This is a genomic window from Streptomyces sp. MZ04 (assembly GCF_004684775.1).
In the GTDB taxonomy this organism is placed as follows: domain Bacteria; phylum Actinomycetota; class Actinomycetes; order Streptomycetales; family Streptomycetaceae; genus Streptomyces.
Genome location: NZ_SRIC01000023.1, coordinates 1 through 12,147 on the forward strand (window position 1 = coordinate 1; position 12,147 = coordinate 12,147).

A 12,147-nucleotide genomic window follows, 5' to 3' on the forward strand; every position below is an offset into this window, starting at 1 on the left:
GGCTCAGAGGGGGAGGATACCGGGGAAGGCGCCGTGGCCGGCGTGCGGGGAGGTGAGGGCGAGCCAGCCGTGGCCCCGGGTTTCGGTGCCTGAACCGACCATGTCCGGGTCGACCGAGAGGTGGCCACAGGCGGTGCGCACACCGGCGGTTCCCGCGTTGGGCGGGGCATCGTCGCACTCCGGGTCGAAGTCGGGGTCGTCGACCGCGAGGGTCTCCCAGGGGAGCGGGTCGCCCTCCCATTCGGGGTCGCTCTCGGCGGCGTACTGTCGGATCACGCAGCCCTCCTCGGCAACGAACCACACGTCGGAGCCGCCCGCGTCGTCGACGAAGAAGAGCTGCGCCTGGGCGCAGTGCCGGCTGACGCGCTCGACGGTCTCGACCATGTCCTCCCAGCCCTCCCCGATGAGGAGGTCGTACGGGCCGAAGACGAGGCGCCAGCCGTCCAGCTCCGGGGTGACAAAGACGCGGCCCACGGTCTGGACGGCGCCGTCACCGCCCGGGACGGGCACCTGGATGTCCCGGCCCGCCGCCTCGACACCCGTGGCGCATGTGATGGGTCGCCGGTGGTGCAGGTCCAGGGCGTCGAAGAGCCCTTCGTACGAGGCCCCCGGCACGGTCAGCCACCAGCCGGAGAGCTGGGGCGACGGTGCGCTCGGCGTCTCGCCCACGATCTTCACCCGGATCAGACGCTCGATCGCCGCACGGTCGCGGGCGTCGAGCCCGTCGGCGCCGCCGCCCGCGACGAGCGCGGCCATCGCGCCCCGCCGGGTCCGCGGCGAGGCGGCCGGGTCCCGGCGCAGCGCGCGCAACCTGGCTCGATACGCCTCGTGCGTCAGGAGGGCGTAGTCGTCGGCCTTGTACGGGGCGGGGCGGCGGCCCGCGTAGCACTCCACCAGGGCGCGCAGCCCGGCATCGGAGTCCGTCCGCAGCCGGACGAGTCCCGCGAACCCGATGCCCGACGCGCCGCGAGCGGAATCGGTGGCCAGCTCCGCGTACCGGTCGGCGCACCGCTCGTCGAACGACCCGAGCAGCCGGCCCGCCGCCCAGTCCTTCACGTTGCCGCGCCGCCAGGCCGCGAGCACGGCGTCGAAGGCGGGCGGCCCGATCAGGGCCAGGATCCGTATGACGGGCTGGAGCGTGGCAGTCGACCGGGCGTCGGCGACGCCGGCCAGCAGCGCGGGCACCACGTCGTCGGCCCGCTCCGTGAGGAGCGCGAGGACGGCCTCGGCCCGGGCCCGCTCGTCACCGTCGGCGCTGGTCGGATCCCCGAGGTCACGGAGACCGCCGAGGTCACGGAGACCACCAAGGTCACGGAGCCCGCCGAGGGCACCCGGATCGCCGAGGTCCTCCCGCGCGTCCACGGTGCCCAAGGCGCCTCGGTCGCGCAGCGTATGGAGGTCGTCGAGAAGGGATTCGATCTTCATACCGCGCACGGTATCGGCCCCACCGACACTGCAACGGCCCACCCCGGCCGGACCATCGCGCGACGGTCCGATCCGCCACCCGCGGACCTCAACTCAAGACTCCCGGCGCGGCGTTCGCCGACCGGTGGCCTTAGGGGTCCTAGCAAAGGCGTTGGACGTGTTGGTGGGTGATGAGGCGGGTGGCGAGGCCGAGGAAGGCTTCGTGGACTTCGTCGCGTCGCCACCCCCTGCAATCCTCCCGACAGCAGCCGGGCACCGATGGCGATCTGAGCGCCTAGTCGGCCAGAGGGGCCAGGCCCGGCGCTCAGTCATAACTCGTGCGGTCGAGATTCATAGTTGGCGGACGAGCGAGGTAGAGGGCGGATCTTGATGCGCGATCGACGATCAACGCACTGACCTGCGGCGATGTTCTGGTGCTGGGAGATGTCGGTGAGGTGATCCGCCAACCATCACCCGAGCAATGCTCAAGACCTGTGGATCGGCCTCGGGTTGGCACGCGAAGGGCGTACCTTCCCGAATGATCCTGTGATGGTCATCGAGTAGGCCGACGTTCGCTGCGTCGGTCGGGAAGGCACGCCCGTGCTCACGGTAGTCAACGAAGACGGAACGACGCCACACGGCTCCCTGATTGACGAGATCGTCCGCGAGGGCGCGAAGCGGATGCTGGCCGCCGCCCTGGAAGCGGAAGTCAACTCCTACATAGCCGAGTTGGCCGATCAGCGAGACCATTCCGGCCGCCGTCTGGTCGTGCGCAACGGCTTCCACCAGCCGCGGAAGGTGACGACATCGGCCGGGGCGATCGAGGTGAAGGCCCCGCGGGTCAACGACAAGCGCGTCGACGAGGCCACCGGCGAGCGCAGGCGGTTCTCCTCGGCGATCCTGCCGCCCTGGGCCCGTAAATCCCCGAAGATCAGCGAAGTGCTGCCGCTGCTGTATCTGCACGGCCTGTCAACTGGTGACTTCGTGCCCGCGCTGGAGCAGTTCCTCGGCTCCTCTGCCGGCCTCTCACCCGCGACGATCACGCGGCTGACCGCGCAGTGGCAGGCCGACCACAAGTCGTTCATGGACCGCGATCTGTCCGCCACGGACTACGTCTACGTCTGGGCCGATGGCGTTCACCTGCGCATACGCCTGGAAGAGGCGAAGGCCGCCGTCCTGGTCGTGGTCGGCGTGCGGGCCGACGGCACCAAGGAACTGATCGCGATGACCGACGGCTACCGCGAGTCGTCCGAGGCATGGGCGGCACTACTGCGGGACTGTGCCCGCCGGGGCATGCGGGCCCCCGTCCTGGCCGTCGGCGACGGGGCGCTCGGCTTCTGGAACGCGTTGAACGAGGTGTTCCCCGAGACCCGCCACCAGCGGTGCTGGGTGCACAAGACCGCGAACGTCCTCGACGCGCTGCCGAAGTCGGCCCAGCCCGCCGCCAAGCGCGCGATCCAGGAGATCTACAACGCCGAGGACAAGGAGCGTGCGGCCAAGGCCGTCGCCGCGTTCGCCAAGCAGTACGGGGCGAAGTACCCCAAGGTCGTCAAGCGGATCACGGACGACGAGGAGGAACTGCTGGCGTTCTTCGACTTCCCCGCCGAGCACTGGATCCACCTGCGGACCACGAACCCGATCGAGTCGACCTTCGCCACTGTGCGCCTGCGGACCAAGGTCACCAAGGGCGCCGGCAGCGGGGCCGCCGCCCTGGCCATGGTCTTCAAGCTCATCGAGTCCGCCCAGGAACGCTGGCGGGCCGTGAACGCACCCCACCTCGTCGCCCTGGTCCGGGCCGGCGCGCGCTTCGAACGCGGCCACCTCGTCGAACGCCCCGAGGCGGTGGCGGCGTGAACCGGCCCGCCAGCGGAACGTTGCACCACGTCGAGTTGTGGGTGCCGGACCTCGACCGCGCGGTCGCCTCTCTCGGCTGGCTGCTGGAGGCACTGGGCCACACCCTTTTCCAGAGCTGGAACAGCGGACGCAGCTGGCGGCTCGGGCCGACCTACCTGGTCGTGGAGCAGTCCCCGGCCCTCACCGCCGACCGGCACGACCGCTGCCGGCCAGGACTGAACCACCTGGCCTTTCACGTCGAAGACGACACCTCGGTCGACCAGCTGGCCACCGACGCGGCCCGGCACGGCTGGCATCTGTTGTTCCCCGATGGGTACAGATCTTCTGAGGGTTGATCAAAGTCCTGTGACCAGCAGGTTTGCCATTGGTAGGTGATCGCGGGGTCCACGTGGCGTGCGTCTCCGCGCCGGAACAGTCGAGTCGCGGGTACGGGCTTCGCAGACCAGCGCGGACTTCCGACTGGGCGGCAGGGGCCGTCGCGCACACCGACGTGACAGTGCAGGTCAGCCCGGTCGCATGGCACCCTCAGAAGATCTGCACCCAACGGACTTAACGTCCACTGAGACGTAGCTCGTCCGTACGCCGATCGGCGTCGTACTGGATTTTGGTCACCATCCCCGTCAGCCGGTCAGTGAAGGTGGCCAGGTCGGCGCGGAGGTCGTCGCGCAGCTGCGTCATGGCACGCAACAGCTCCCACGGGGTGGGGTCCTGAGTTGGCGCGGACAGGCCCTAGCTCCCGACGACAGCCGCCGGTGACCGGCGTCAACGAATCAGCCCCAAGGCCGGATCGCCACGGCAGGGCCCGGTTGCGTGTCCCCGTACGCAGAACCGATTTGCCTTGTTTGTCGACTGTAGGTTGGTCTGCGACCTGCTGTGGGTCACCTGTCGCCGGGAAGGATCTCCATGACTAATTACCAAATCCGCTTGACAAACGAGCAGGAGAGGGAGTCGCTCGTGCTCGTCAAGATGGATGCGCCTCCTGAGACGGTGCGCACCCCCTCCCCCTGCTACACGGTGATGTACGGGCAGAACAATCAGGAAGCCTACAGAGTCATCACCGTCAGTAGCGACGAGGCGCACACCGACAAGCTCGTGATCCCGGACAAGCCCTGGTCTCAGTCGCCGGGGCTAAAGGGCGTCACCACACCGCTGCTGGCGATGCCGGTGCCCGGCCGGGAGAGCGTGGACGGCAAGAGCGAGCACTATCTGATCTGTTACAACACGACAAAGAAGGAACTGACGTACCGGACGATCGCGACCCTCCACAAGGACCCGTACACCATCAGCCTCATGGTCGATGACCGCTCGGTTTCCGCGTACTGGAACTCGATGGCGAACATCAAGTACCCGGTCGCCAGTATGCCGGTGCCCCGCCGGCACAACGTGGAGGGCAAGAGCGAGCACTACGTCTACCACTACGACGAGCAGGGCAAGCTGTACTACTCGACCATCTCGATCAGCCGCGACGCGACCCACGCCGATCGCCTCGTGGTCGAGCGTAGGCCCGTAGCCGACTGGTGGAAGGCGTCGTTGACGGGCATCGGCCAGCTGGCGGAGATTTTCCCGGTGCCGGGCCAGCAGGATGTCGACGGCAAGAGTCAGTACTACGTCTTCCACCGGCTCAACGCGACGAAGAAGCTGATGTACCGAAAGATCGCCATCACCTGCGATCCACAGCACACCGACACCCTCGTGACCGAGGACCGGCCCGTTGCGGACTACTGGTCCAATTCGTTGAAGGGCGTCGAGTGAAGAGCCTGCCCTGAGTGGACGTTAAGTCCGTTGGGTGCAGATCTTCTAAGGGTTGATCAAAATCCTGTGACCAGCAGGTTTGCCATTGGTAGGTGATCGCGGAGGTCCACGTGGCGTGCGTCTCCGCGCCGGATCAGTCGAGTCGCGGGTACGGGCTTCGCAGACCAGCGCGGACTTCCGACTGGGCGGCAGGGGCCGTCGCGCACACCGACGTGACAGTGCAGGTCAGCCCGGTCGCATGGCACCCTCAGAAGATCTGCACCCTTCCCCGATCGGCATCCGCACGCCGGCGGCGCGCAGCACTATGCCGCCTATCTGGAGAACGACGACGGCTTCGAGGTCGAGCTCGTCGCGATCAACCCATCACATCGAAGCTGAGATCAACCGATCCACAGGTCTTGACGATTACTCGCGCGCCCGCGACGTGTGCGCGACCGGTGATCTCGGCTTCGTCGGCCCGGGCGACGCCTCTGACGACCCGGGGGTCATCACCGGCTACAAGGCCGCCCGTACCAAACCACTCACATCGGCGAAGGAGCAGGCCGACTAGGTGATCGCATCCGGCTGTGGTGCGCGAGTGGTCAGTGGTCACGTTAGAACCGTGGCCACAAGCGCATTTGTGTACCGGATCTGCCGGTGACCTACGTAGAGCCATATGGTGGCGAGAGCTATCCCAAAAGCCGCGATGACACGGGCGGTCAGAACGTTGCTGTCGGCTTGCTGCTCCGCTTCGTGTCCCGTGGACACGATCGCGGTGTAGGCGACGAGTTGAAGTGACTGCGCGACGAGGAACAGATTGCCTCTCTTCATGATCATGGCGTCTTCGCGGAGGAAGTACTCCCAGAGCCGACCGTGACTTTCTGTCTGCCGGAGCGTCCCTGGAGTGCCTGGTGGCTGAGTCATGAGTCCGTGCTGCCCCGGCTGCTTCTCGCGCTAACGCGAGACAGGGCGTTTCATGCGGGATGTTGGTCACCTCGATGGTCGCGACGGGGCGGGCCGTCGGCGGCCACAGGCCCGTCGCGCGGTCGTTGACACGGAATAGCCCCTGAGCGCCAGGGTGTGTCTCACGGGATGAAACAACATGAGCGAGCGACCTCTGAGTGCCGGTGAGTGGGCCATGGCTCCCGAGGTCGACTTCTCGGCCCCGGCCGCTTTCAACGACTTCGCGAAAGCCGGCAAGTGGCTGTGGTTCCTGCCGGTCCGCGCCCTCGATGAGGGCTGAGCCACGATGGAACGCGAAGCCCAGCCGTACGACCGCGCCGCTGGACAGCCTCCCCGCAGCGACGCAGCACAAAGAGGAAGGCGGTACGGGGCACCGTGGACTCGGATGACGTGACGGATTGGGATCACTGGATCGAGTACCTGGTAGACGGCACATCCGTACAGCTCGTACGCCCCAGCGACACCGACCGGCCGTCCTGGGCTGCCTACGAAGAGACTCGGTACCTGGGCACCGTCCACGGCCAGTTCGACCTCGACGGACGCTGGCACGTCCAGTCCCTGAACGAGAGCCACCTCAACCTCGACGATGCCGTCCGAGCCCTGCGCCGCCCCGCCAGCTGGGCAGCCGACCGAGAACGCGTCCACCGGTGGGCGCGCGGCATCCTGAGAGACCCACACCTGCTCGCCCTCGACATCCAGACCACCGGGCTCCACACGGCCTGGGCCGTCCAGATCGGCGTCACCGACAGGCAGGGCAACACCCTCCTCGACGAACTCGTCAACCCGCTGGCCGACATCACACCCGAAGCCAGGTCTCTCCACGGCATCACCGACCGCCGCCTTTCCACCGCACCAACCTTCAGCACGCTTATCCCCGACCTAGCCAGCGTCATGGACGGTCGCCGCTGCATCGTCTTCAATGCCGGATTTGATCGAGGCGTACTGCAGCGAGAAGCCCACCGGCACTACCAGGACCCCGCCCGCGCGGAAGCCTGGCTGCGCCAATGCACCTGGGAGGACGCCATGGCCCCCTACGCGGCCTGGAAGGGCCAGTGGTCCGCCCGCCACCGCGCCTACCGCTACCAGCCCCTTGGCGGCACCTACGACGCTGTCGCCAACTGCCGACGCCTGCTGACCACCATGCACCTCATGTGCTGAACCGGGAGGACGCCGTGATCGAGGCCGGGGGGTGTCCGTTGGCCGGTCACCCGTTGTATGCGGCGGCGCGGTCTCTGGCCGCGTCACCGCATACAACTGATAACCAGGCCAACGGTACCTGCCCGACTTGTCTCCGTGATCAATTCAAGCCAGTACGTGACCACTTGATGCCCCATCAGCTGTGGGCCGGATGCATTGCGGGTCAGTACTTTCGGGAGCTTGTACGCCGTCACGGGCCCGGGGTGTGCAGCCTGTATCGCACTCAGTCGCCGTGTATGCCTTCGCTCACTCTGCCGCTAGACGTTGTGTCAATACGACGGGATTCAGTCAGGCCTCAGGGTTGGCATGGACTCGTGTTCGAGATGAAACGTAGCGTCACTTGGGCAATCTCAGCCGCCATGGCCAGTGGTGGAAGTCAACAGTTGGAGACCAGCGTGACCGTTGAGATTTACTCGACCGACACCGACTCCGGGCAAATCACCGTCATCCGTAAGGACGGACCCTCGGCGCATGAGGTTCGGAAGGAGATCTCCGTCGGCAACGCGCCGCGCGGGAGTGTGAAGTTCACCCGCGACGGACGCGGTTTCGTGTCCAACACCAGCACCAACACTGTCTCCGAGCTGGATGCCCTGACCCGCCGAGAGGTCGCTCGGATCACGGTCGGCTCGGGCCCGCGTGGCCTGGGCATCGTGCCGGGCGAGCGGTACCTGCTGGTGTCGAACTCCGGCTCGAACACGGTATCCGTGGTTGACCTGGAATCCCGCACCGAGCTCACTCAAGTCGCTGTCGCCCGAGACCCGCGCCACATGGCCATCAGCAAGGACGGCCGCCACGCGTACGTGTGCATCTGGGGCTCTGGCTACATAGCCAAGCTCGACCTGAGCGGCCTGGTGGACGAGGGACGCCCGGAGACCATCCGCGAGGTGGCCCGCATCCACATCGGGGAGGACTCCTTCCCCTACAGCCTCAACATCGACCGCACCGGTAAGCGTGCCTACGTCGCGTGCAACGCGATCGCGGAGATGCCCGTCATCGACCTGGAGACCGACACCGTCATCGCCCGGGTCCCGGTCCTGGCGGATGGCGGCCGGGCGGTGGCCTTCACCACCGACAACCGGTACGCGCTGCTCACCCTGGAGCGCAACTCCGTGATCGCGGTCGTCGACACCGACGAGCTCAAGGCGACCCGCAACATTCCGGTCGGCCCCGGCCCGCGCGGCATCGCGGTAGACGACAACGACGGCACGGTCTACTGCGGCATCTCCGCGCGCACCGTGCCCGACGACGACCAGGTCGAATTCAAGTTCAGCCCGCACACTCTGACCGTGGTCCACCTCGACGGAGTCGACCTGTCGATGTCGGCCGAGGAAGGCGGGCAGGTCCAGTACGACGAGATCAAGGTCGGCTACGGGCCGTGCAGTGTCTCGGTCTTCGACGCGGCCGAGATCTCCTACGACGGCACCAAGCTGAACCAGGCCGCGGCCCAGCTCAGCGAGGGCGCCAAGGCCGCCGGCTAACCCCGGTTCATCGGTCACGTCTGGAAGTTCGGCCCCCGCACGCGATTGCGTGCGGGGGCCTGCCGCGAAGGAAGGTGCAGCTGCTTTGCCCGTCGAAATCCCGTTCCGTCAGCTCCAGCCGTGGGCGCTGCTGCCGAGCAAGTACCAGGTCGACCGGCAGCGCAGCCGCAGTGATGCGGCGGTGTACCGGGAGAACTTCCGTTTTGTGCGCGCCGAGAGGCGCCCGGAGCACTGCGCACCCTGGGTCATGGGGCAGGAACTGGGCTGGCGGGTGCACAGTCCCGTGGACGTCGACTTCACACCCCTGGACCAGATCGAACTCGATGGGATCAGCGAGCCGGAGGCCGCAGGGCGGGCGGCCAACCGCACCGAGCTGTGGCAGCGGGAGAAGACCCACCTGGCGGTGGAGAAAACCAGCTGGCTGCACCTGCATCAGTTCAGCACCCCGCGCGGCTGGGAGAATATGTTCCTGGTCAACGGCGTCGGCAGTGTCGAGTGGCGCATGGGGTGGACGGCGGACGTGCCCCGCGGCTACTTCCTCCTCGTCCTCCCGCTGGAGAACACCGCAGGGCTGGAGGTGCCCGTCGGCATCCTGAGCAGTTCGATTGCCGCCCGCATGGCCACCGAGCACGGCCTGAGCATCGCGGTCCGTCCCACCGCCCGCGTGAGCATCCACCGCGGCCAGCCGATTGCCCGCATCGTGCTCCTGCATGCGGACTCTCTCCAGGCCAAGGGCCTGTTCGACGACGCAGCGGAGGCGGAACCCGCCCTTGATTGAGCTCTCCCTGCCCGAAGCACGGTCCCTCGCCGTGGCGGCCCAGGGCCTTCACCGAGCCCCCACACCGACGGGCGCCGAAGAGGTCCTGCACCGACTGGACTGCATCCAGCTGGACACCATCAACGTGGTGCGCCGCTCCCATGAACTCGTCCAACTCGCCCGCGGCGTTCCGGTATCCGATGCCGCACAGCTGATCGACAAGAAGGCCACACCGGTGCTGTTCGAGTACTGGGGGCATGCGGCCTCTCTGCTGCCGATCCGCCTGTGGCCGCTGTTCGCCTTCCGGCGCCGCACATATGCCGCCAAGGGATGGAATGGCCCGGAGGTCTCCTCCGCCGCGGTCGAGCAGGTACGGGCCGCTCTGGCCGACCAGGGTGCGCTCACCATCAGCGATGTGGGCGGCGCCAAGGGCAACGGCTGGGAGAGGTCCTCGGACAACAAGTGGGCCCTGGAGTGGCTGCTGGCCACCGGCGAAGTCACCTGCGTAAACCGTCGTGGCTGGCAACGCGTCTACCAGCTGGCCGAGTCCGTGATTCCCCGCGACCTGCTGACCGCCGAGCCCGGCGACGCGGAGTGCCTGCGCTCCCTGGCCCAGTTGGCCCTCCAGGCGCTCGGTGTCGCGACCGCCGATGACATCGCCGACTACTTCCGCCTGTCGCCCAAGAACGTCGCCGCCATCCTGCCCGAGCTCGAAGAGGCCGAGCCCGCGCGGGTCGAAGGCTGGGAGGAGCCCGCCTGGGCCCATCGCACAGACCTTGAGCTGCCCCGCCCGGACAGCGACGCCTGCACCCCGCTCTCGCCCTTCGATTCGCTGATCTGGCACCGCCCGCGCATGCGGCGCCTGTTCGGCGTCGAGTACCTGCTGGAGGCATACAAGCCCGCGGCCAAGCGCGAGTGCGGCTACTTCGGCATGCCCGTCCTCCTCGGCACCAGCCTCGTGGGGAGGATCGCGGTCCGCGTCAGCAAGGGCAGCGCCCACATCGAAGGCCACCAGCTCATCGACGGCCAGGACCCCGAACACCTCGAATGCGCCCTGGCCGTCATCTGCCAGTGGGCCGGCGCCACGAGCGTCCCCACCCTCACCTCGTCCCCGCAGTCCGCCGGAGTCACCCCGTGAGCGACACGACCATCAGCTACCGCGCCACGCTCTCGGTGCCCAAGGTCAAGGGTGTCATTGCCCTCGGTGTGCTCAGCCGCCTGCCCGCCGGCCTCGTCCCCTTCGTAGTGCTGATCTCCTTCACCCAGCACTACGGGATCGGCATCGCCGGCCTGGCCTCCGGCGCCCTGCTCCTGGCCATTGCTGTGCCCGGCCCCGCCCGAGCCCGATGGTGCACCGACCACGGCCCCAGAGGCGTCGTCCTCATGGCACTGGCAAGCGTCGTGCTGTTCGTCGTCGCAGCCACGGTGACCGGCTACCGCCTCTGGCAGATACCTCTCGTGATCACAGCCGCTGCCGGTGCCCTGTTCCCGCCCCTGACCCCGAGCCTGCGGGCCATCTGGTCCCGGCTCATGCCGGACAAGCAACACCTGCAGAGCATCCACACACTGGACTCGATCGTCGAAGAACTCACCTTCGTGACCACGCCGTTGATCGGCTCCGCAGCCATGGTCCTAACCGACTCCCGCTGGGTCACCGCGGTGGGGGCCTTCCTCCTCCTGCCCGCGGCCCTCGGGCTCACCGCCGTCCTACGCACCCTTCCTATCGCTGCCGACGACTCCACTGAATCCGGCGATCAGGCCGGGGCCACGGTGCGGCGCCGCTCGCTCATGAGGACCCGGGACGGCCAGGGCATCACCGTGCCCGTCATCGCCCTTGGCCTATGCGGCGGCGGCCTCAACGTCATCATCCCGGCAGCCACAGAGGACTACGCCAACGTCATCTCCTCCGGCTACGCCTTCGCCGCCTTCTCCCTCGGCGGCGCCGTCGGCGGGCTGCTGTACGGGCGCAGGAAGTGGACCGCATCCCTACGGCAGCGCTACGCGATCGCCACCGCGGCGCTGGCCGTCGGCGCCCTGCTGCTGGCCGCGCTGTCCTCGTCCCCCCTCACCATCGCGGCTGTCTTCTTCGTCGGCCTGCCCATGACACCGATCTTCGTCATCGCCTACCTGCTCGTCGACGAACGCATCGACACCACCCGCCACGCAGAAGCCAACGCCTGGCTCGGCTCCGGCTACAACCTGGGATCCGGCGCCGGCTCCATGCTTGGCGGTCAGCTCCTGGCCCTCACCGGCCCGCGCCTCGTGGCCATCACACTCGCGGCTATCGCAGGTGTCGCGACATTGATCGCTCATCGGCTGCCGAACAAGTCCAGCTCCGACACTGAATCTGACACAGCAGGCGTCCCGCCACAGGCGGGGAAGCTCTCCAGTGAGGCGCCATAGGGCGGGTAGGAACAATCAGAGGTCCCGCCGGGCCAGAAGGTGGCAGCGGGGACGGAACATAGCGGCCCTCCATCAAGGGGCCGCGCTGATCGGTGGAGCCGCGGCGAGGCACATCGCCTTCCTGCCCCTGGGCGACGGTAGGCGTTCGGCATGCCCGACGTCCGGGCCCGCCATAGGTTTGCAGGTTCTCAGGCTCCGTGTCATACGGCCGCGCCGTGACCTGCGATTCCGTCTGGCGTCTCACGTCGCGTCATCCGCCGGCTGTCTCAGCTTCCGTGTCATTTCCTCAGCTCTCGTGTTCGATGCGACCCGCTGACCTGCAACATGACATCGGTGTGAGACTGCGCCGGAGAAAATGAC

General features: G+C 67.6%; 11 protein-coding genes and 2 pseudogenes. 10 read left to right on the forward strand and 3 right to left on the reverse strand.

What is annotated here, in order from left to right:
- Window positions 1-3: 3 nt before the first annotated feature.
- Window positions 4-1,425, reverse strand: a complete 1,422-nt coding sequence (locus E2651_RS08050; RefSeq protein WP_135330339.1) for a hypothetical protein — start codon at window positions 1,423-1,425, stop codon at window positions 4-6.
- A 579-nt stretch (window positions 1,426-2,004) separates the two neighbouring features.
- Here E2651_RS08050 and E2651_RS08055 point away from each other — a divergent pair.
- The gene (locus E2651_RS08055; protein WP_135330340.1) at window positions 2,005-3,258 is read left to right on the forward strand and encodes an IS256 family transposase; all 1,254 of its coding nucleotides are present in this window, start codon (window positions 2,005-2,007) and stop codon (window positions 3,256-3,258) included.
- Window positions 3,255-3,569, forward strand: a pseudogene (locus E2651_RS08060) (VOC family protein); the annotation flags it as partial. The gene E2651_RS08055 and the pseudogene E2651_RS08060, both read left to right, overlap by 4 nt.
- Window positions 3,570-3,807: 238 nt before the next feature.
- Here the strand turns inward: E2651_RS08060 and E2651_RS45920 are convergent.
- On the reverse strand, window positions 3,808-3,936 hold the full coding sequence (locus tag E2651_RS45920; RefSeq protein WP_280922775.1) for a hypothetical protein: 129 nt from the start codon (window positions 3,934-3,936) through the stop codon (window positions 3,808-3,810).
- Between the two features lie 246 nt (window positions 3,937-4,182).
- On the opposite strand from E2651_RS45920, the gene E2651_RS08065 reads away from it, so the two are divergent.
- Window positions 4,183-5,010, forward strand: coding sequence for a hypothetical protein (locus E2651_RS08065; RefSeq protein ID WP_135330341.1), 828 nt, complete (start codon window positions 4,183-4,185; stop codon window positions 5,008-5,010).
- Window positions 5,011-5,274: 264 nt separating this feature from the next.
- Window positions 5,275-5,388 (forward strand): annotated as a pseudogene (locus E2651_RS45130) (glyoxalase); the annotation flags it as partial.
- A gap of 210 nt (window positions 5,389-5,598) precedes the next feature.
- Here the strand turns inward: E2651_RS45130 and E2651_RS08075 are convergent.
- Window positions 5,599-5,913, reverse strand: a complete 315-nt coding sequence (locus E2651_RS08075; protein ID WP_135330342.1) for a hypothetical protein — start codon at window positions 5,911-5,913, stop codon at window positions 5,599-5,601.
- A 178-nt stretch (window positions 5,914-6,091) separates the two neighbouring features.
- Between E2651_RS08075 and E2651_RS43835 the strand changes: the two genes are divergently transcribed.
- The 6 genes from E2651_RS43835 to E2651_RS08100 all read left to right on the forward strand — a co-directional run bounded on the left by E2651_RS43835 (window position 6,092) and on the right by E2651_RS08100 (window position 11,787).
- Window positions 6,092-6,232 (forward strand): hypothetical protein, encoded by a 141-nt coding sequence (locus tag E2651_RS43835; protein ID WP_167828733.1) that lies wholly within the window; start codon window positions 6,092-6,094, stop codon window positions 6,230-6,232.
- Between the two features lie 110 nt (window positions 6,233-6,342).
- Window positions 6,343-7,110 (forward strand): 3'-5' exonuclease, encoded by a 768-nt coding sequence (locus E2651_RS08080; protein WP_135330343.1) that lies wholly within the window; start codon window positions 6,343-6,345, stop codon window positions 7,108-7,110.
- 434 nt (window positions 7,111-7,544) lie between these two features.
- Window positions 7,545-8,627: a YncE family protein gene (locus E2651_RS08085; protein ID WP_209446092.1), complete on the forward strand. Its 1,083-nt coding sequence runs from the start codon at window positions 7,545-7,547 to the stop codon at window positions 8,625-8,627.
- Between the two features lie 85 nt (window positions 8,628-8,712).
- Window positions 8,713-9,405 (forward strand): hypothetical protein, encoded by a 693-nt coding sequence (locus E2651_RS08090; protein ID WP_135330345.1) that lies wholly within the window; start codon window positions 8,713-8,715, stop codon window positions 9,403-9,405.
- On the forward strand, window positions 9,398-10,522 hold the full coding sequence (locus tag E2651_RS08095) for a crosslink repair DNA glycosylase YcaQ family protein (RefSeq protein WP_167828734.1): 1,125 nt from the start codon (window positions 9,398-9,400) through the stop codon (window positions 10,520-10,522). The genes E2651_RS08090 and E2651_RS08095 overlap by 8 nt, the downstream gene beginning before the upstream one ends.
- Complete coding sequence (locus E2651_RS08100) at window positions 10,519-11,787, forward strand: MFS transporter (protein ID WP_167828735.1); 1,269 nt, start codon at window positions 10,519-10,521, stop codon at window positions 11,785-11,787. The genes E2651_RS08095 and E2651_RS08100 overlap by 4 nt, the downstream gene beginning before the upstream one ends.
- The last annotated feature ends 360 nt before the right edge of the window (window positions 11,788-12,147 follow it).

What these genes read in the sequence shown, in the direction of transcription:
- E2651_RS08050 (WP_135330339.1), bottom strand. Translation starts at nt 1,425, where the DNA reads ATGAAGATCGAATCCCTTCTCGACGACCTCCATACGCTGCGCGACCGA.
- E2651_RS45920 (WP_280922775.1), bottom strand. Translation starts at nt 3,936, where the DNA reads ATGACGCAGCTGCGCGACGACCTCCGCGCCGACCTGGCCACCTTCACT.
- E2651_RS08075 (WP_135330342.1), bottom strand. Translation starts at nt 5,913, where the DNA reads ATGACTCAGCCACCAGGCACTCCAGGGACGCTCCGGCAGACAGAAAGT.
- E2651_RS43835 (WP_167828733.1), top strand. Translation starts at nt 6,092, where the DNA reads ATGAGCGAGCGACCTCTGAGTGCCGGTGAGTGGGCCATGGCTCCCGAG.